The 18,821-nt window shown below is 71.4% G+C and carries 13 protein-coding genes; 11 read left to right on the top strand and 2 right to left on the bottom strand.

The window, feature by feature from the left end:
• Nucleotides 1-18 precede the first annotated feature (18 nt).
• The 5 genes from JOY88_RS02600 to JOY88_RS02580 are packed head-to-tail and all read left to right on the top strand — an operon-like array spanning nucleotide 19 to nucleotide 8,345.
• Nucleotides 19-2,496 carry an ABC transporter permease gene (locus JOY88_RS02600; RefSeq protein ID WP_293500143.1) on the top strand — a complete coding sequence of 826 codons (2,478 nt, stop codon included), beginning with the start codon at nucleotides 19-21 and terminating at the stop codon, nucleotides 2,494-2,496.
• Nucleotides 2,493-3,755: an efflux RND transporter periplasmic adaptor subunit gene (locus tag JOY88_RS02595; RefSeq protein ID WP_293500142.1), complete on the top strand. Its 1,263-nt coding sequence runs from the start codon at nucleotides 2,493-2,495 to the stop codon at nucleotides 3,753-3,755. Before JOY88_RS02600 ends, JOY88_RS02595 begins: the two co-directional genes overlap by 4 nt.
• A 3-nt stretch (nucleotides 3,756-3,758) precedes the next feature.
• Nucleotides 3,759-4,442: an ABC transporter ATP-binding protein gene (locus tag JOY88_RS02590; RefSeq protein WP_293500141.1), complete on the top strand. Its 684-nt coding sequence runs from the start codon at nucleotides 3,759-3,761 to the stop codon at nucleotides 4,440-4,442.
• A 29-nt stretch (nucleotides 4,443-4,471) separates the two neighbouring features.
• Nucleotides 4,472-5,218, top strand: a complete 747-nt coding sequence (locus JOY88_RS02585; RefSeq protein ID WP_293500139.1) for an AAA family ATPase — start codon at nucleotides 4,472-4,474, stop codon at nucleotides 5,216-5,218.
• 58 nt (nucleotides 5,219-5,276) lie between these two features.
• Complete coding sequence (locus JOY88_RS02580; protein WP_293500137.1) at nucleotides 5,277-8,345, top strand: diguanylate cyclase domain-containing protein; 3,069 nt, start codon at nucleotides 5,277-5,279, stop codon at nucleotides 8,343-8,345.
• A gap of 140 nt (nucleotides 8,346-8,485) precedes the next feature.
• Here the strand turns inward: JOY88_RS02580 and JOY88_RS02575 are convergent, their stop codons facing one another.
• Nucleotides 8,486-9,310, bottom strand: a complete 825-nt coding sequence (locus tag JOY88_RS02575) for an alpha/beta hydrolase (RefSeq protein ID WP_293500135.1) — start codon at nucleotides 9,308-9,310, stop codon at nucleotides 8,486-8,488.
• Between the two features lie 35 nt (nucleotides 9,311-9,345).
• Between JOY88_RS02575 and JOY88_RS02570 the strand changes: the two genes are divergently transcribed.
• The 6 genes from JOY88_RS02570 to JOY88_RS02545 all read left to right on the top strand — a co-directional run bounded on the left by JOY88_RS02570 (nucleotide 9,346) and on the right by JOY88_RS02545 (nucleotide 17,657).
• Complete coding sequence (locus JOY88_RS02570) at nucleotides 9,346-10,638, top strand: M20/M25/M40 family metallo-hydrolase (RefSeq protein WP_293500133.1); 1,293 nt, start codon at nucleotides 9,346-9,348, stop codon at nucleotides 10,636-10,638.
• Between the two features lie 21 nt (nucleotides 10,639-10,659).
• Nucleotides 10,660-12,630: a peptidase U32 family protein gene (locus JOY88_RS02565; protein WP_293500131.1), complete on the top strand. Its 1,971-nt coding sequence runs from the start codon at nucleotides 10,660-10,662 to the stop codon at nucleotides 12,628-12,630.
• A gap of 96 nt (nucleotides 12,631-12,726) precedes the next feature.
• Nucleotides 12,727-15,546: a xanthine dehydrogenase family protein molybdopterin-binding subunit gene (locus JOY88_RS02560; RefSeq protein ID WP_293500129.1), complete on the top strand. Its 2,820-nt coding sequence runs from the start codon at nucleotides 12,727-12,729 to the stop codon at nucleotides 15,544-15,546.
• Nucleotides 15,543-16,067, top strand: a complete 525-nt coding sequence (locus tag JOY88_RS02555) for a (2Fe-2S)-binding protein (protein ID WP_293500127.1) — start codon at nucleotides 15,543-15,545, stop codon at nucleotides 16,065-16,067. The genes JOY88_RS02560 and JOY88_RS02555 overlap by 4 nt, the downstream gene beginning before the upstream one ends.
• Entirely contained in the window at nucleotides 16,064-17,077 is a 1,014-nt protein-coding gene (locus JOY88_RS02550; RefSeq protein ID WP_293500125.1) for a hypothetical protein, read from the top strand. Before JOY88_RS02555 ends, JOY88_RS02550 begins: the two co-directional genes overlap by 4 nt.
• A gap of 118 nt (nucleotides 17,078-17,195) precedes the next feature.
• Nucleotides 17,196-17,657, top strand: a complete 462-nt coding sequence (locus JOY88_RS02545) for a hypothetical protein (RefSeq protein ID WP_293500123.1) — start codon at nucleotides 17,196-17,198, stop codon at nucleotides 17,655-17,657.
• 13 nt (nucleotides 17,658-17,670) lie between these two features.
• Here the strand turns inward: JOY88_RS02545 and JOY88_RS02540 are convergent, their stop codons facing one another.
• Nucleotides 17,671-18,339: a glutathione S-transferase family protein gene (locus tag JOY88_RS02540; protein ID WP_293500121.1), complete on the bottom strand. Its 669-nt coding sequence runs from the start codon at nucleotides 18,337-18,339 to the stop codon at nucleotides 17,671-17,673.
• Between the last annotated feature and the right edge of the window lie 482 nt (nucleotides 18,340-18,821).

Raw genomic sequence — 18,821 nt, 5'->3', positions numbered from 1 at the left:
TCTTGCAGAAGCCGGCCCATGACCCTGCTCCCCACCTCCACCACCTGGCGCAGCGCCTGGCAGCAGCTGCGCGCCGAACCCGGGCCGGCCGCTCTTGTCGTCGCCGGTCTCGCGCTGGGCCTCGCGCTCACGCTGCTGACGGCCAGCTTCGTGCAGGACCTGCTGTGGCCCGACGCCGACCTGCCCGAGCTCGAGCGACTCGTCACCTTCGAGTGGCGGGTTCGCGGCCCCGGTGGCAGGACGACCGACTGGTTCGACAGCGTGCCCGCCGTGCCGCTCGCGGCCGCGCTGCGCGCCAACGGCGCGCCGGTCGAGGCGATGAGCCGGGTGCTCTACACCTCGCTGCCGGCACGCGCCGCCGATGCGCAGGGCGTGCAGCGCAGCACCCGCCTCGTCATCGCGCTGGCTGACGCCGACGTGCAGGCCTTGTTCGGCCTGAGCCCGCTGGCCGGTGACCTGGCCGCCGCGCTGTCGTCGCCCGAAGCCGTCGCACTGACCGCCGGCACCGCGCAGAAGCTGTTCGGCAGCACGCAGGTGGTGGGCCGCACCTTCACCATCGCACTGCCGCCCGACCCCGAGGGCCGCGCGCCGGCCATGCAGTTCTCGCTGACCGTGAAGGCCGTACTGCCCACGCCCAACCTGAACTCCACGCTGGTCTTCGACGCCGTCGCCGGCTTCCACGCGCCGGCCGCCAAGGCCTATCTGGCGCGTTCCGACAGCTGGTACATGGGCAACGGCCGGCTGTTCGCCCGCCTGCAGCCTGGCGCGGCGGCCGAGCCGCTGAGCGGCCTGGCGCAGCGGCTGCTGGACCAGCAGCCGCTGCCGCCGGGCTTCCCGGCCGACTTCCTGAAGGGCGGCGGCAAGCCCGCCTACTTCCGCGTGCTGCCCGTGTCCGATGCGGGCCTGCACGGCGCTGGCAGCGCTAGGCGCCGCCTGCAGCTGGGCAGCCTCGCGGCTGCGGCCGCCGGCGTGCTGGCGCTGGCCGTCATCAACTTCGTCAACCTGTGGAGCGTGCGCACGCTCAAGCGCCAGCGCGAGATCGGCCTGCGCAAGTCGCTGGGCGCGGGGGCGCGGCAGCTGGCGCTGCAGTTCTTCTGCGAGGCGCTCGCCGTCGCGAGCCTGGCCGGAGCCTTCGGCCTGCTGCTGGCCTGGTGGGCCACGCCCATGGCCCAGGTGCTGATGCAGCGAGAGTTTCATGCGCCCGTGCTCAGTGGTGGCATGGTGGCACTGACCGGCCTGCTGAGCATCGCCATCGCCGCGCTCAGCGCGCTGCCGTTGAGCGCCATCGCGCTGCGCGTGCGGCCGGCCGAGTCGCTGGCCGGGCGCAGCCACAGCGAGGGCGCGGCCAGCCGCTGGCTGCGCCGGCTGATGACGACGCTGCAGTTCGGCGCCGCGGCGCTGTTCGCGTCGCTCGCGCTGACAGTGCTGTGGCAGGCCGAGCACGCGGGCGTCATGCCGCGGGGCTTCGAAGTGCAGGAGCGTGTCGGTGCCGACCTGCCCTGGGAGGTGCAACCCGCGCAGCTGGCGGCCTTGCTGGCGCAGGTGCGCCGCTGGCCAGAGGTCATCACGGCCGCGGCAGCCGACGACGTGCCGGGGCGCGACTTCTCCAGCTGGTACGCGGAGTTCAGCGCCCCCGGAGGAACGCCGGTCAACCTGCGCACCGGCGTGGACTTCACGCCCGGCTATCTGCAGGTCTATGGCATGCGCGTCGTCGCCGGCCGGCTGTCGGACGACCATGTGGCCGAGGTGGCGCAAGGCGCCATCGTGCTGGACCGCAGCGCCGTGCGCGCGCTGGGCTTCGCCAGCCCCGAGGCCGCCATCGGCCGGACGCTGGGCGTGACGCCCAACTTCCGCGATGGCAAGCCGGCCACGGTGGTGGCCGTCATCGACGACATCCGGCTTGAAGGTCCGCGAAGCCCGCCGCAGCCGCATGCCATCACGCCGGTGGCCGAGCGTCATGCGGGCGCCATCGGCGTGCACAGCCGCGACCCGCAGGCCACGCGGCGCAAGCTGGCGGCACTGGTCAACGAGCGCTTTCCCGACGCCCATGCCGAGGCGCTGCCGGTGCGCGAACTGCTGCTGCAGAACGTGGCCGACGACACGCGGCTGGGCCGCCTGGTGGGCATCGCCGGCCTGCTGGCGCTGGGCCTGGCGGCCGTGGGCATCTACGCGCTGGCGGCCTACACGCTGCGTCGGCGCGAGCGCGAGATCGTGTTGCGCAAGCTGCACGGCGCGGGGGCAGGCGCCGTGGCGGGCCTGCTGCTGCGCGAGTTCGCCGGCGTGCTGGCAGTGGCCTGCGCGGTGGCGCTGCCGGTGGCGGCCTGGTTGTCGCAGCGCTACCTCGCGGACTTCGTCGAGCGCGCGCCCGTGGGGCCGTTCTCGCTATGGGTGCTGCTGGCGGCAGTGCTGCTGTTGGTCGCCGTGACGGCGCTGGCCGTGGCCCGCCACCTGCATGCTGCACTGGCGCTGCGGCCGCTGCAGGCCTTGCGAGGATGAGTGCGGCGCTGACGTCGGGCGCCGGGATGGACCGCCGCGTCATGGCGCCGTCGCGACGCCGGCTCGTCATGCTTTCGCTGGCTGCGGCGCTGGCCCTGGCGGGGCTGGTGGCGCGCTGGTGGCCGCGCGGCGTGCCGGTGGCGCGGGCCGACGTGGAGATCGCCACTGTCAAGACCGGTGCCTTCCGCGACGTGGTCGTGGGCCGCGCGACGGCGCAGCCGCTGCAGTCAGTGATGCTCGATGCGACCGAGGACGGTCGCGTCGAGCAGGTGCTGGTGAAGGACGGCGCCCGCGTCGAGGCCGGGCAGCTGCTGGTCGTGCTGGCCAGCAGCCAGCGCGCGCAGGAGCTGATGGCGCGGTCCAGCGAAGCGGCCCAGCAGCTCGCCAACCTCGCCACCTTCCGCGCCGGCCTGGCGCAGGCCCAGGCCGCGCAGCGCCGCGAGCTGACGCAGGCGGAGTTCGAGTTGGAGCGCGTTCGCCGCCTGCACGAGCGCAACCGTGAGCTGGCCGCCCAGGGATTCCTGTCGCCCTCGGCGCTGGAGGATTCGGCCGACAAGCTGTCCTTGGCGCAGCGCCTGCTCGCGCAACTGCGCGCAGACGGCCGCGAGGAGCTGCGCACGCGCGAGCAGTCGGTGCAGGCCATGCAGCGCGCCGTCACCGACCTGGACCGGCGCCTCGCCGCCATGCGCGCCGCCAGCGAAGGCCTGGCCGTGCGCGCGCCGGTGGCGGGCCGCGTAACGGGCCTGGCGCTGCAGGTCGGCGAGAGCGTGCGCAGCGGCACCCGCATCGCGCGGCTGGACAGCCTGGGCCGCTTCAAGATGGAGCTGCGGCTGGACGAGTTCCACGTCGCTCGCGTGCGCGAAGGCCTGTCCGCCGAGCTGGTGCACGAGGGCCGCAGCCATGCGCTGCACGTCGCCCGCATCGACCCGCAGGTCAAGGACGGCCGCTTCTCCGCGGAGCTGGGCTTCGACGCCGAGCCGCCGCCGCTGCAGGCGGGCCAGGGCCTGGACGTGCGCCTGACGCTGGGCCAGGCCAGCCAGGTGCTGCTGCTGCCCGACGGCGGCTTCTACGCCGACACCGGAGGCGCCTGGGCCTTCGTGCTCGATGCCGACGGCCGCCATGCCCGGCACCGCCCGCTGCAGTTGGGCCGCCGCGCCGATGGCGTCGTCGAAGTGCTGGGCGGCGTGCAGGCCGGCGAGCAGGTCGTCGTCTCCCCTTACCGCGCCTTCGCCGGCGCTTCCACCCTCCAGCTGGATTGAGCCATGTTCAAACTCCACCACCTCACCAAGACCTTCCGCACCAACGACGTCGAGACCACGGCGCTGGACCGCATCGATCTCGACATCGAGGCAGGCGAATACCTCGCCATCACCGGGCCCTCGGGCTGCGGCAAGTCCACGCTGCTGGGCATCCTGGGCCTGCTGGACGCGCCATCGAGCGGCGAGTACTGGTTCGACGGCCAGAACGTCGCAGGCTGGAACGAGCGCAGGCTCAACACGCTGCGTCGCGGCCGCATCGGCTTCGTGTTCCAGAGCTTCAACCTCATCGACGACCTGACGGTGGCCGACAACATCGCGCTGGCGCTGGAGTACGGCGATCTGCCGGCCCGGGCGCGTCGCGAGCGCGTGGCGGAGGTGATGGAGCGGCTGGGCATCGCCCACCGCGCCGGCCATCGGCCCAGCCAGCTCAGCGGCGGCCAGCAGCAGCGCGTGGCCATCGCCCGTGCCATCGCCGCGCGGCCGGCCCTGCTGCTGGCGGACGAGCCTACCGGCAACCTCGACAGCGCCCATGGCGCCGAGGTCATGCGCATCCTGCGCGAGCTCAACGCCGAGGGCACGACGCTGGTCATGGTCACGCACTCGCTGGAGCACGCGGCGCAGGCCTCGCGCACGCTGAGGCTGCTGGACGGGCGGGTGGTGGTGGACGCGGTGAGCGCGATGGCCTGAGGCCTGCCGGCCTTGGCATAGTCGGGCGCATGCTCGCCTCCCAATTCGTCTTCCACCTCGAACTGCAGCGCGACAAGGTCGAGACCTTCGACCGCTATCCCTTCAACCTGCCGGCAGTGCACACGCTTGACCGGCTGACGCTGCACCCCAAGGTGACTTTCTTCGTCGGCGAGAACGGCTCAGGCAAGTCCACGCTGCTGGAAGCGCTGGCCGTGTCGCTGGGTTTCAACGCCGAAGGCGGCAGCCGGAACTTCAACTTCGGTACCCGGGCCTCGCATTCGGTGCTGCACGACTATCTACGCGTCGCCAAGGGCGTGAAGCGGCCGCGGGATGGCTGGTTCCTGCGCGCCGAGAGCTTCTTCAACGTCGCCACCGAGATCGAGCGGCTGGACGAGGGGCCGGGTGGTGATCCCATCATCGCGGCCTACGGCGGCCGGTCCCTGCATGAGCAGTCGCACGGCGAGTCCTTCCTCAAGCTGCTCAACGAGCGCTTCGGTGGCCGCAGCCTCTTCATCCTCGACGAGCCGGAGGTGGCGCTGTCGCCGCGGCGCCAGCTGGACGCGCTGGAGCGTCTGCATGCCCTGGTGCGCCAGGACTCGCAGTTCGTCATCGCGACGCATTCGCCCATCCTGATGGCCTACCCTGACGCCTGGGTCTACCGGTTCGACGCCGATGGCATCCATCGCGTGGGCTGCGAGGACACCGAGCATTTCCGTGTCATGCGCGACTTCATGGCGGATCCGCAACACCGGCTGCGTGACTTGTTGGCCGACTGAGGCGGCGCGGCGCCCGCCGCTACGCCTCCGTCAAGCGACGCCTTTAGGATGCCGGCCCATGTACCCCCTCGTCTCTGGCCTGCTGGGCCTGCTGATGCTGCTTGGCGCGGCCCTGGCCCGCGCCGACGCCGGGGCGGGCCCGCTGGAGGTGCAGTTCCGCAGCGTGGCCGTGCCGCAGAACACGGTGCCGGCCATCGCCCAGGATCGCGCCGGCTTCATCTGGATCGCGACCAGCAGGGGCCTGACGCGCTACGACGGCTACCGGCTGCGGCCCATCGAGCTGGCTGGCGACACGACGGGCAAGCGCAGCCTGGGCTGGGTGCGGGCGATGGCGCCGGCTGCCGACGGCCGCATGTGGATAGGCACGGAGTTCCAGGGCCTGATGGCCTACGACCCCGAGCAGGACCGCGTCGAGCCCCAGGGCAGCGCCCAGGCCGGCGGCGGGCCGCAGGCGCCCATCCGTGCGCTGGCGACGGCACGCGACGGCGCCGTCTGGGTCGGAACGGTGGGCCGCGGCCTCTACCTCTACGACCCGGCGACGCGCCGCTACCAGGCGCATGAGCTGCGCTGGCGCGGCGAGACCGAGACGCGCGTGCTGGCGCTGCGTGTGAGCGGCGATGGTGCCGTCTGGGCCGGCCACTGGCGCGGCCTGGCCCGCTTCGCCGACGGTGCCTGGGAGAACCTCGCCCTGCCGGGCCTGCCCGACGGCATGCCTGTGCAGGCCCTCGTGGAGGACCGTATCGGCCGCGTCTGGCTGGGCACGCAGGATGGCCACCTGGGCGTCGTTGAACAGGGTCGGGTGCGCTGGGTGCAGGCGCTGGACGTGCCCATCAACGCGCTGGGCGAGGCGGCCGACGGAAGGCTGTGGGTGGGAAGCAAGGCGGGCTTGTTCTGGGTCAACCCGGCCAGCGGCGCCGTCGAGGCCTGGCTGCGCCAGGACCCGCGCCGCGTCATGGGCCTGGCCGGCAACGACATCAGCGGCCTGCTGCGCGACCGCAGCGGCGCCATGTGGGTCAGCGGCTACGGCCTGGGCGTGCAGCGCCACCTGACCCACCCGGCCCTGGCCGTGCGCGGCCCCGACACCGAGCCCGCCAGCCCCATGGCCGAGGCCGACGTGCGCGCCGTGCTGGCGCTGAGGAACGGCGAGGTGCTGGCGTCCACGCAGACCGGCCGCATCGTGCGCCTGGACGGCCGCCCGGGCCGCGAGCTGGCCACGCTGGGTGAATGGCCCCGCGAGCGGCGCAGCGTCGTCGAGACGCTGGCCGAGGCTGCCGATGGCAGCCTGTGGATGGTGGCGGCCGGCCGGCTGGAGCATCGCAGCGCCGCCGGCCGCCTGCTGCGCGACTGGCCGCTGGACGGCGGCCGTGCGCAGCAGCTGCTGCTGCGGCCGGACGGCAGCGTCTGGCTGGGCATGCAGGAGGGGCTCTACCGCCTGGCCAGAGCCGCGGCGGCGCCGGAGCGCGTGCATCCGCTGGACGGCCTGCTGCATGGTGGCGTCTACGCGCTGCGCGTGGCGCCGGACGGTCGCCTATGGGTGGGCGGGCAGCAGGGCCTGTTCCGCGAGCGCGCGGCCGGTGCGGGCGGGCTGGAGGTCGTGCCCCAGGCGCCGACCGAGGCGCTGGCCAGCCCCATCGTCATGGCCCTGCTGTGGGGGCGTGACGGCCGGCTGTGGGTCGACACGCCCGTCAGCGGCCTGCACCGCCTGAAGGACTGGGATGCCGAGGGCCGTGCCCGCTTCGAGCGCATCAGCGAGCGCCATGGCATGGAGGGCGTGTTCGGCGGCAACCTGCACGAGGATGGCGAGGGTCGCATCTGGAGCCAGCTCTACGTCTACGACCCCGCAGCCGATCGGCTGGACAGCTTCGGCAGCGCCGAGGGCGCCAACTTCGGCAGCTTCTGGTTCTTCGCAAGCGCGGAGCTGCCGGGCGGCGGCCTGCTGTTCGGCGGCAGCCGCGGCCTGCTGCGCGTGCTGCCCGACGCCTGGCATGCGCAGCCGTCCAGCCCGCCGCTGGTCATCAGCGGCCTGCGCGTGAATGGCCAGCCTCACGAGCAGCCCCATACGTTGCGCGAGGGCCTGACGCTGCCGCCGGGCAAGCGCAGCCTGTCGGTCGAGTTCGCGGCGCTGGACTACGCCGACCCTGCGCGGCTGCGCTACGAGTACCGGCTGGAGGGCCTGGACGGCGACTGGACACGCGTCGATGCGGCGGGCCGCAACCCCAGCTTCGGGCCGCTCAAGCCCGGCCATTACCTTTTGCAGGTGCGCGCCACGGCCCACCCCAGCCTGTGGGGCACGGAACAGCTGCAGCTGCCCATCACGCTGGAGCCGGCCTGGTGGGAGACCACGACGGCGCGCGTGGCCGGCGCGCTGCTGACGCTGGGAGCCTTGTGGGCCTGGATGCGCTGGCGCACGCGCTCGCTGCGCAGGCGCGAGATCGAACTGCAGGCCCTGGTGGATGAGCGCACGGCCGAGCTGCGCGAGCTCAGCCTGACCGACGCGCTGACCGGCCTGCGCAACCGCCGCTACCTGGAGCTGCGCCTGGACGACGACCTGCGCCTGTGCCTGCGCCGCTTCGAGACGCCGGACGATGCCGGCCCGGGGCCCGACGCCGACCTGCTGCTGATGCTGCTGGACCTGGACCACTTCAAGCGCATCAACGACGTGCACGGCCACGCGGCTGGAGATGCGGTGCTGGTGCAGCTGGCCCAGCGGCTGCGCCAGGTCTTCCGCGAGACGGATTCGCTGGTGCGCTGGGGCGGCGAGGAGGTGCTGGCCCTGGCCCGCGAGACCGACCGCAGCGACGCTGCCGAACTGGCCGCGCGCGTCTGCGCCGCGGTGCGCGACCTGCCCTTCGAGATCGCGCCCGGCGAGACGGTGCACGTGACCGTGTCCATCGGCTTCTGCGCCTTCCCGCTGGACCCGCGCCACCCGCGGCTGTGGGACTGGCGCGCCTGCCTGGCGCTGGCCGACTCCGCGCTGTACGCGGCCAAGGCCCAGGGCCGCGACGGCTATGTGGGCGCCATCCGCGCCAACGGCCTGTCGCCACGCGAGGCGCCGGACGGTCTGGCGGCCTGGCGCGCCGAGAAGCGGCTGCAGACTGCCAGCAGCGCCCTCCTCAATCCGGCCTGAGCGGGAGCCCCTCGTCCAAGGCGCGCGTTGGATGGTCTTGCAGACCGCGCCGCCCCGCGGCAGGCACATGCCGCTCGCCGGACGCCATGTGTCCGGCCTTGGCCCCTCGAGCGGCCCGGCGCTGGCCCCGGCAGGGCGGGTCAATCGACGAAGAGCGTCCTCAAGGCTGACGGCAGTTCGGCCCGCCAGGCGGCCTCGTTGTGACCGGCCTCGGCGGCGATGTGCAGGCTCAGCTGCGGCGCTGGCAGCTGGCGCGCGAACTGGCCATGCATGCGGCGGGTCTGCTCGGCCATGCGGCCGCCCTCGTGGCCGCCGCAGTAGAGGTGGATGTGTGTGTCCGCCGGCAGCCTGGTCCTGGCCGTGGCGTCGAAGAGCTGGGGCGCCGCCCAGTAGGAGGGGCTGAACAGGCCGTAGCGGCCGAAGACCTCGCCATGGCGCAGCAGCGCCGCATGGCTGATGAGGCCACCCAGCGAGCTGCCGATCATGGCCGTGCGCGCGCGCCCGGCCTGCGTGCGCCAGCCGGCGTCGATGAAGGGCTTGACAGTGTTCGCAATGAAGTCGAGATAGGCCGCGCCCTCGGCCTTGCCGAGTTCCGCATGGTCGTAGGGCGCCATCTCGGTGTTGCGCTTCGCGCCGCCGTTGTCGATGCCGACGACCAGCGCCTCGAAGCCGGTCTCCCTGGCCAGGGCCTCCATCGTCTCGTCAACGCCCCATTCGCCTGCGAAGCTGGTGGCCGCGTCGAACAGGTTCTGGCCGTCGTGCATGTAGATGACGGGATAGCGTCGCTCGGCGTCGCGGCCGTAGCTCGGCGGCAGGCACAGGCGCAGCGTGCGCGTGCGGTCCAGGCCTGGCATGGGAAGTGGCTCGGGCAGCACCTGGACACTGGGCAGGGCCGTGGACGGCGTGGCGGCCCAGGCCTGCGGCAGTGGTACCAGGGGCAGGGTCAACAGCAGGCGGCGTTGCATGGGCGGTGGGTGACACTCAGGGCATGAGCAAGACCATGCACGCTATCCGAACCGTCCTGGCCATGCTGCTCGTCACGTCCCCGGCCTGGGCCGCGGGACTGGACACGCAGGAGGCGCAGATCGTCGCCCATGTGAAGCGGATGACGCCCGATGCGCTGAAGCTGCTGGAGCGCAGCGTCCTCGTCAACAGCGGCACGCTGAACCCGGCCGGCGTGCGCGAAGTGGGTGCCCTCTTCGGCAGCGAGTTCGAGGCGCTGGGCTTCAAGACGCGCTGGGTCGAGATGCCGGCCGAGATGAAGCGCGCCGGCCACCTGGTGGCCGAGCGCGTGGGCGACAAGGGCAAGCGCGTGCTGCTGATCGGCCACCTCGATACGGTGTTCGAGAAGGACAGCCCCGTGCCGCCCTGGCAGAGCGACGGCAAGCGCGTGCGCGGCCAGGGCGTGTCGGACATGAAGGGCGGCGACGTCATCATCCTGTTGGCCTTGAAGGCGCTGAACGAGGCCGGCGCTCTGCAGGGCCGCACGGTGCGGGCCGTCTTCACCGGTGACGAGGAGCGTGTCGGCCATCCCGCCGAGCGGGCTCGGGCGGCGCTGATCGACGCGGCCAAGCAGAGCGACGTGGCCCTGGCCTTCGAGGGCGCCACCAAGGACGAGCAGGGGCGCGACGCCGGCACCATAGGCCGCCGCGCCTCGGGGGGCTGGCATTTGCAGGTGACGGCGCGCACCGGCCATTCGGCCGGCGTCTTCGGCCGCGACGGCTATGGCGCCGTCTACGAGGCGGCCCGCGTGTTGAACGCCTTCCGCGAGCAGCTCATCGAGCCCGACCTGACCTTCAATGCCGCCACGCTGGTGGCCGGCACCAGCGCCAGATGGGACGACGGCGAAAGCCAGGGCCAGGCTTTCGGCAAGACCAACGTCATCCCGCGCGACGCCCAGGTGCGCGGCGACCTGCGCTACCTGACCGCCGAGCAGGGCGCCAAGGCCCTTGAACGCATGCAGGCCATCGTGGAACAGGCCCTGCCCGGAACGCGCTCCAGGATCAGCTTCAGTGAGAACTACCCGCCGATGGCGCCGACGCCCGGCAACCTGAAGCTGCTGGAGGCGTATTCGGCGGCCAGCGCCGATGCGGGCCTGGGCGCCATCGTGCCCTTCCCGCCGGGCCAGCGCGGCGCGGGCGACGTGCAGTTCGTGGCGCCCTTCGTCGACAGCCTGGACGGCCTGGGCGCGGCGGGTGGCGGCGCACACACGCCGGATGAGTGGCTGGACATCTCGTCCATCGAGCGCGGTGCGATCCGCGCGGCCCTGCTGATCTATCGCCTGACCCGCTAGGCCGTTTCCTAAAATTCGGGCATGGCCGCCCGAATCCCGCTCGAACTTCTCGCCCCCGCCCGCGACGCCGACATCGGCATCGAGGCCATCAACCATGGCGCCGACGCCGTCTACATCGGCGGCCCCGGCTTCGGCGCGCGCGACAAGGCACCCAACACCCTGGAGGACATCGAGCGGCTGGTCAGGCATGCCCACCGCTTCAACGCGCGCATCTTCGTCACGATGAACACCATCTTGCGCGACGACGAGCTGGAGGGCGCGCGTCGGCAGGCCTGGCAGCTGCACGACGCCGGCGTCGACGCCCTCATCGTGCAGGACATGGGCCTGCTGGAGCTGGACCTGCCGCCGATCCAGCTACACGCCAGCACGCAGACCGACATCCGCACGCCCGAGAAGGCGCGCTTCCTGCAGGACGTGGGTTTCTCGCAGATGGTGCTGGCTCGCGAGCTCGACCTGAGGCAGATCCTCGCCATCCGCGAGCAGGTGCAGCAGGCCACGCTGGAGTTCTTCGTGCACGGCGCGCTGTGCGTGGCCTACAGCGGCCAATGCTTCATCAGCCATGCCCACACCGGCCGCAGCGCCAACCGCGGCAGCTGCAGCCAGGAATGCCGCCTGCCCTACACGGTGACCGACGCGCAGGGCCGCGTCGTCGCCCACGACAAGCATGTGCTGAGCCTGAAGGACAACGACCAGAGCGCCAACCTCGAGGCGCTGATCGACGCCGGCATCCGCAGTTTCAAGATCGAGGGCCGCTACAAGGACATGGCCACCGTCAAGAACGTGACGGCCCATTACCGCACGCTGCTGGATGCGATCATGGACGCCCGTCCCGAGCTGGCTTCCACGGGTGACGGCCGCTGCACGTTCACGTTCACGCCCGAACCCGAGCAGGCCTTCAACCGCGGAGGCACCGACTACTTCGTCAACGGCCGCAAGATCGACATCGGCGCCTTCGATACGCCCAAGCATGCCGGCCTGCCGCTGGGCGAGGTGGTGCGCGTCGGCCCGGCGGACTTCGACATCGACACCGGTGACGCGGTCAGGGTTGTCAACAACGGCGACGCGCTGACCTGGTGGGACCGCCAGGGCGAGCTCCAGGGCGTGCCGGTCAACGTCGCGACCCCGCTGGGCGGCACGAGCTGGAAGATCGAACCCAACCTGTCCAAGGGCCAGGCATTCGGCGACCTGAAGGACCTCTTCCCCGGCACGGCCCTCAGCCGCAACCGCGACATGGCCTGGGAGCGCATGCTGGCCAGGCCCAGCAGCGAACGCCGCATCGCGGTGGACCTCACGCTGGCCCAGGTGAATGACGGCTTCGAGCTGAGTCTCAAGGACGAGACCGGCGCCAAGGCCTCGGTGCACCTGCCCCATGTCCACGAACCGGCCCGAGATGCGAGCCAGGCCGAGGCCCAGCTGAAGGACGGCCTGGCCCGGCTGGGCGACACCATATTCGCGGCCCGCCGCGTGCGCCTGGCGATGCGCGGCGGGCCGCTGTTCCTGCCCGCCAGCAAGCTCAACGCGCTGCGCCGCGACGCCATCGCGGCCCTCGAAGCGGCCCGCGAGGCCGCCTTCCAGCGCCTGCCTCGCGCCACGCCGGTCGAGCCGCCCGTGCCCTATCCCGAGGACACGCTGAGCTACCTCGCCAACGTCTACAACGGCCGCGCCGCGGCGTTCTACGCCCGCCACGGCGTCAAGGTCGTCGGCGCCGCCTACGAGAGCCACGAGGAGCTGGGCGAGGTGCCGCTGATGATCACCAAGCATTGCGTGCGCTGGTCCATGAGCCTATGCCCCAAGCAGGCCAAGGGCGTGACCGGCGTGCAGGGCACGGTGCGCGCCGAGCCGCTGACGCTGACTCATGGCGAGGACAAGCTGACGCTGCGCTTCGACTGCAAGCCCTGCGAGATGCACGTCGTCGGCGCGATGCGCAAGAACGTGCTGAAGGCGCTGAAGGCCGAGCCCATGACCTTCTACCGCAGCCGCCCGGCGCCGTAACCCGGCAGAACTGCCGGGGGCGATAGGGCGACACCGTCTCGCTGACGCCATGTTGCGGTGACACACTCGCCCCCATCGAGGAGATGGGAGGCAGGCGTGTCGGACTCGACGTTCACGAACGGACCCTTCAGGCTGACCCGGCGCCGCGTCATCGGCGCGGGCGCCGGCGTGGTGACGCTGCTGGTGCACGAACTGTCCCTGGCCAGGCCGGCAGCACTGAAGCTGGCCGGTGCCCGTCCGCAGCCGGAGGGCACGCCCACGCAGCCCCACGCGCCGCCCGGCGCGCCCGACTGGTCCGGCGGGCCGGGCAAGGCGCGCTTTCGCATCGACGGGCTGGCCAAGGTCACGGGCCAGAAGATCTATGCCCGCGACTTCCGCGTCGCCGACATGCCCGGCTGGCCGAGCATCGAGCGCATGGCCATGATCCTGCGCGCGACGCAGCCCGGCCTGGCCTTCGCGGGCCTTGACCTGTCGCGGCTGGACGCCGCCGACGCGCGGCCGCTGCTGACGATCACGCAGAAGCCGCTGCCCGGCTTTCCCTGGCCGCAGCGGGATCTCGCCGCGCTGAACCTGCAGCTGCCGTTCTCCACCCAGGGCAACGACGGCGTCTGCCAGCTGCTGGTGCCGCTCGACGGCGCGCCGCAGTTCTACGGCCAGCCGGTGGCCATCCTGGTCTTTGCCGACGCCAACACCTACCGCCGCGCCAAGCGCGCGCTGCAGTTCCAGCCCGGCGTCGTGAAGACCGGCGCGCCGCCCCTGCAACCGCCCAGGCTCAAGGCCTACAACCCGGCCACCTATCTGACGCGTTATGAGGCCGCGGGAACGGCGCCCTTCTCGCAGGTACAGGTGGGCTTCGCGTCCGACCCCTTCCAGCCCGACAGCAAGAGCGCGCCCTACAACAGCACGGCCAAGGCGCTGCGCCAGCGCATCGACGCCGCACTGCAGGCGCCGGCTCCCGCCGTGCTGCAGCTTGGTGGCAGCTACACGACGCAGGTGCTGGACCCGATGTTCATGGAGCCCGAGGCCGGCCTGGCCTGGCTGGACCGTGCCGGCGCCGGCACGCTCAATCTCGTGCTGGGCACCCAGGCCACCAATGGCGACGCGACCGACAGCTGGACGATGTTCAGCAAGGACTGCCCCGTCAAGGTCGCGACCGTGGTGCTGAACTCCTGCTACCCCGGCGGCGGCTTCGGCGGGCGCGACGTCTCCACCTTCCCGTCGCTGCTGGCCGTCACGGCGGCGCTGGCCGACGGACCGGTGCGCATCGCGCAGGACCGCTACGAGCAGTTCCAGGGCGGGCTCAAGCAGCTGGCCAGCCACATCACGCAGCGCATCGCGGTCGACGCGAAGACCGGCAGGTTCCTCGCCTTCGGCAGCCAGCAGGTGCTGCCCGCCGGCGGCCAGAACAACTACAGCCAGTTCGTCGCGATGCTGGCGGCCTACTGCGGCCTCAGCGGCTACGACATCCGCCAGGCCTATGTGGACGCCATCGCCCAGCCCAGCACTGGCGTCGTGGCCGGCTCCATGCGCGGCTTCGGCGGCCCGCAGGCCAGCTTCGCCGCCGAGACGCTGGTGGACGAGGTGGCCGTGGCGCTGAGGCGCGACCCCATAGAGCTGCGCGAGATCAACGCGCTGCGCGAGGGCGATCGCACCATCACCGGCGCGCCGCTGACGCAGGCGATGACGCTGCGCGAGATCTGCCGCCGCGCCCGCGCCCACCCGTTGTGGCGCGAGCGCGAGGCGGTCAAGGCGCGCAAGGCCCGCGAGGGCGTCCGCTACGGCGTGGGCTTCGCGCTGGCCAACCAGGCCTATGGCACGGGCAAGGACGGCGTCATGGCCGAGGTGGCGATGGACGCCGCCGGGCGGCTCACGGTGCGCAGCAACTGCGTGGACATGGGCAACGGCTCGGCGACGACGCTGGCCATCTCCACCGCGGGCTGGCTGGGCCACAACGCGCATGACGTCGTCATGGGGGACGTCGGCAGCTTCAATGCGCTGGACGTCAGCAACTACAAGGGCGGCGACTGGAGCCAGCCCAACTGGACGGCGGGCTTCGCGATGTCCAGCAGCGCCTGCCTGACGGCCTTCCACCAGGTGCACGTCGCCGAGCAGGCCAGCCGGGTGCTGTTCCAGGCCGGCCTGCTGCCGGCGGCGGCGGCGATCTGGGGCGTGCCGCTGGCGCAGCTGCAGAGCCAGGCCCGCTGGGAGGCAGGTCGCCTCACGGCGCCGGGCATGGCGCCCTTGCCGCTGGCTGCGCTGGCCGCCAAGGTCCAGCAGCTGGGACTGACGTCGGCCGCCATGGTGCACGGCCTGTACGAAGGTGCCTGGGTCGCCGGCACCTATGCCGTGCCGGCGGGGCCGCCGCTGCAGCTGCCCATCGACGGGCTGTCGCTGCGCGCCGCGGGCCAGCCGGCCTGGACGGCCGTGCTGCGCCAGAACGTCATCCCGCCCAACCCCGAGGCGGCCCTCTACGGCCGCAGCCTGTACGCGCCGTCGGGCGTGCTGGTGGCGGTCGAGATCGCGCCCAGGACCTTCGAGCCCCGCGTCGTCGCCGTCGAGCTGCTGCTGGATGCAGGCAAGGTGCTGCAGCCGGACCTGCTGCTGGGCCAGGCCCAGGGCGGCGTGGCCATGGGCATAGGCTATGCGCTGCTGGAGAACCTGCCGCTGGAGGCAGGCGGCGCCGGAGACGGGCGCTGGAACCTGGACCGCTACCACGTGGCGCTGAGCGCCGACGTGCCGCTGGCGCGGCTCAACGTCACGACGCTGCCCAGCGACGAGCCCACCGCCAAGGGCATCGCCGAGGCCGTGCTGTGTCCCATCGCACCGGCCATAGGCAACGCGGTGGCGCATGCCACCGGCAAGCGCTTGCGCGCCCTGCCCATCACCGCCGCAGACATCCAGAAGGCCTTGTCATGAGCGATCTCGTCCCCGTCCAGTTCCACGTCAACGGCCGCCCCGTGCGTGCCGACGTGCCTGCCGACCTGCCCCTGGTCGACTTCCTGCGCGAGGAGCTGGGCCTGGCCGGCACGCGGCTGTGCTGCGGCATCGGCGTCTGCAAGGCATGCACCGTCGCGACCCGCCGCACGCCGACCAGCCAGGCTCAGCCCCTGCTCGCCTGCTCCACGCCGGTGGCGCTGCTGCAGGGCCAGAGCATCACCACGGTCGAGGGCACCGGCAGCATGGACAAGCCCAGCCGCGTGCAGCAGGCCTTCCTCGACCATTTCGCCTTCCAGTGCGGCTACTGCACGCCGGGCTTCGTCATGGCGACCGAGATGCTCGTCGAGCGCTTGCGCGCCCAGCCCGTCGCGCGAGCGCAGCTCGACGCCGCCATCGAGGACGCCGTGGGCCAGCACATCTGCCGCTGCACCGGCTATGCCCGCTACCACCAGGCCATAAGCGCCGTGGTGCTGGCGGAGAAAGGGCTGGTGGTCGCATGAAGCCCGCCCTGCTGCTGCTGCTCGCCGGTACCGTCCACGCCGAGACGCTGTTCGAGTACGGCCGCCAATGCGCCGTGCAGGTCAGTGAGATCCCGGCCTTCAACTGCATGGCTGGCGAGGAGATTGCCATCACCATCGACGGCCGGCCGGTGCCGGTCGACCAGGCGCCGCAGCAATGCGACCGCCCCTCGCTGCTGCCCCAGCACGACACCGGCAGCCAGGGCCAATGCGTGCCCGGCAGCCGCGTGCTGGTGCTGCGCGACGACCGGACGGCGCAGATCAGCGCCATCTGCCGCAAGCAGGTCGCGCGGCCAGCGGGCAGCCCGCTGTTCGACGAGATCAATGTCATCTCGCACAGCCCGAAGAACGGCAAGACCTGCTGGTTCACCGCCAAGGCCCGGGCGCCGCTGGCCGCGGGTGCGGGCATAGACGGCCGATGGGTGCCCTCGCCCAGCACGCTGACGCGCAAGGCCCAGGCCGCGAATCCCGAGGGCGTCAAGGCGCCGCCGGCCGACAAGGTCTGGCAGACACCGCATCAGGTCGCCTGGAGCCAGCCCGCCTGCGTGAACTGCCACGACAGCGGGCCCTTCATGTACAGCCCCTACATCGCGCAGACCACCCAGCTGCCCGGCGACCCGTTCGGCTTCTACGAGCCCAAGGCCATAGGCGAGGACTTCAAGAAGGCCTGGGCCAGGCTGAACGCCTTCGGCATCACGACGCGCGGCAACACCTGTACGGCCTGCCACCGCATGGGCAACATGAATTCCTGCCGGGTGGCCATGCAGCAGTCCACCGGCAGTGCGCCTCAGGAGGGCGGCGATGAGTGGTCCAAGCGCTTCCCGCAGTCGCATTGGATGAGTCCCGGCGACCTGCACAGCCAGGCGCAGTGGGTCCAGCAGTTCAGCGACAGCCTGAAGAAGCTGGCGGCGTGCTGCGAGAACCCGCAGGGGGCGGAGTGCAGGGTCGCGGAGTACGGTCCGAAGCCCAAGCACCTGGGAAGCAACAGATGAATCGCGACTGGTGGGTACCGATTGTTCAGTGGACTCTCTGGGGCCTCGCCATGACGGTCGTGATGGGTTGGATGGCGAAGAGCCGCATGAAGCCTCGCCCCAGCGCGAGCATTCAACCTTGAGGCATCCCCTCAGTACGCTGGCGATCGGTCTGGTGGGCTCGGTCTTCTTTGGCGGGATCGCCGTGATCTCAAACACCATCGGCAGGAACGAGACCACGAATGTGTGGACCACGTCGCTCTTCCTGTTTTTCTTCGTTTGGAGCTCGGCCCTGGTCGCGGAATATCTCGTTGCCCGCCATCGCCTCACGCCAGAGGGGCTCTATTACGTGCCCTTGTTGAATCGCTGCGGATACGTCCGCTGGAGCAACCTGACGTCGGTGGACTACGCGCCGGTGATGAAGTGGTTCAGGCTGCGGACAGCGGATGGAAGGACGATCAGGCTGTCGGTCATGCTGATGGGGCTTCCCGAATTTGCCCGGCATGTACTGGCGTACGTACCGGCCGAGCGAATGGACCCAGGAACGATTGCGCTCCTGCGCCAGACGGCCGCGGGCTATCCGCCCAGCGTCTGGAACTGAGCCCCACGGCCTGTCAGCTCATCAGGCTGTACGGCCCACCCCGCTCCAGCGCCCTCTTGTACGCCGGCCGCGCATGGATGCGGTCCAGGAACTCGCGCAGCTTGGGGTAGCTGTCCATGGCCCCGCCCCGCGCCGCGGCCGCTTCCACGGGGAAGCTCATCTGCACATCCGCCGCCGAGAACTCCGTGCCGGCAAACCAGGGCCGCGCCGTCAGCTCCGCCTCCAGGAACTTCAGCTGCGCGTCGATGTTGGGCTGCACGAAGCTGCCCAGCACCTTGTCCGCAATCGCCTTGGCGATGGGCTTGACGAAGAAGGGTGCCGGCGCGCGCTTGACCTTGTTGAACACCAGCTTCATCAGCAGCGGCGGCATGGCCGAGCCCTCGGCGAAGTGCATGAAGTAGCGGTAGTGCAGCAACTCCTGCTCGCCCGTGGGCTTGAGCCGGCCGTTGCCGTAGCGATCCACCAGGTATTCCAGGATGGCGCCGCTCTCGGCCACCGTCAACCCGCCGTCGGTGATGACGGGGCTCTTGCCCAGAGGGTGCACCTGGCGCAGCTCCGGTGGCGCCAGCGAGGTCTTCGCGTCGCGCTGGTAATGCTTCACCTCGTAGGGCAGGCCGAGTTCTTCCAGCAGCCACAGCACGCGCTGCGAGCGGGAGTTGTTGAGGTGGTGGACGGTCAGCATGGGCTTGAGTGTAGGGAGCGTGTTTCGGGTTTGCCGGGCGGTGCTCTTCTCGCGGCCTTGGTTCAATCCCGACAGGGAGGGCAGGCACAGCCATGACGAAGGAACGCCTGGACATCCATGGCCCGAGGTGCGGTTGGCGCCCGCAAGCGGAAGACCGCAGGGAATGCACGCCATCCTGCGGCACGGCCTGGAACACGTTCCGGACTCGGGGCGTCTGCCCGGGGTGCGGCGTCAAATGGCCGGGCACTCAATGCCTCGAGTGCCAACGGTTCTCACCGCACGAGGCCTGGTATCACTACCCGCGCGATGTCGAGGAGAACGGCATCGGGCGGGAGGAAGGGCTGACGCAGCGGGCCTAGTACAACATCCCCAAAATAGCCTTCCTATTAAGGTTCCAGATAGGGAGCCAGGAGGGTGGCGACGAGTTCGGCAGCCTGCTTGAGCTCGGCCGCGGCAGCGGGCAGCGGCTCCCAGCGACCGGT

The organism is Roseateles sp. (assembly GCF_019237615.1).
Taxonomy (GTDB): Bacteria; Pseudomonadota; Gammaproteobacteria; order Burkholderiales; family Burkholderiaceae_C; genus Pelomonas.
The sequence above is the reverse complement of the archived record's forward strand: the minus strand, read 5'-3'. Positions and strand labels throughout refer to the sequence as shown.

Coding starts and splice junctions, on each gene's coding strand:
- JOY88_RS02600 (WP_293500143.1), top strand. CDS start 19: ATGACCCTGCTCCCCACCTCCACCACCTGGCGCAGCGCCTGGCAGCAG.
- JOY88_RS02595 (WP_293500142.1), top strand. CDS start 2,493: ATGAGTGCGGCGCTGACGTCGGGCGCCGGGATGGACCGCCGCGTCATG.
- JOY88_RS02590 (WP_293500141.1), top strand. CDS start 3,759: ATGTTCAAACTCCACCACCTCACCAAGACCTTCCGCACCAACGACGTC.
- JOY88_RS02585 (WP_293500139.1), top strand. CDS start 4,472: ATGCTCGCCTCCCAATTCGTCTTCCACCTCGAACTGCAGCGCGACAAG.
- JOY88_RS02580 (WP_293500137.1), top strand. CDS start 5,277: ATGTACCCCCTCGTCTCTGGCCTGCTGGGCCTGCTGATGCTGCTTGGC.
- JOY88_RS02575 (WP_293500135.1), bottom strand. CDS start 9,310: ATGCAACGCCGCCTGCTGTTGACCCTGCCCCTGGTACCACTGCCGCAG.
- JOY88_RS02570 (WP_293500133.1), top strand. CDS start 9,346: ATGCACGCTATCCGAACCGTCCTGGCCATGCTGCTCGTCACGTCCCCG.
- JOY88_RS02565 (WP_293500131.1), top strand. CDS start 10,660: ATGGCCGCCCGAATCCCGCTCGAACTTCTCGCCCCCGCCCGCGACGCC.
- JOY88_RS02555 (WP_293500127.1), top strand. CDS start 15,543: ATGAGCGATCTCGTCCCCGTCCAGTTCCACGTCAACGGCCGCCCCGTG.
- JOY88_RS02550 (WP_293500125.1), top strand. CDS start 16,064: ATGAAGCCCGCCCTGCTGCTGCTGCTCGCCGGTACCGTCCACGCCGAG.
- JOY88_RS02540 (WP_293500121.1), bottom strand. CDS start 18,339: ATGCTGACCGTCCACCACCTCAACAACTCCCGCTCGCAGCGCGTGCTG.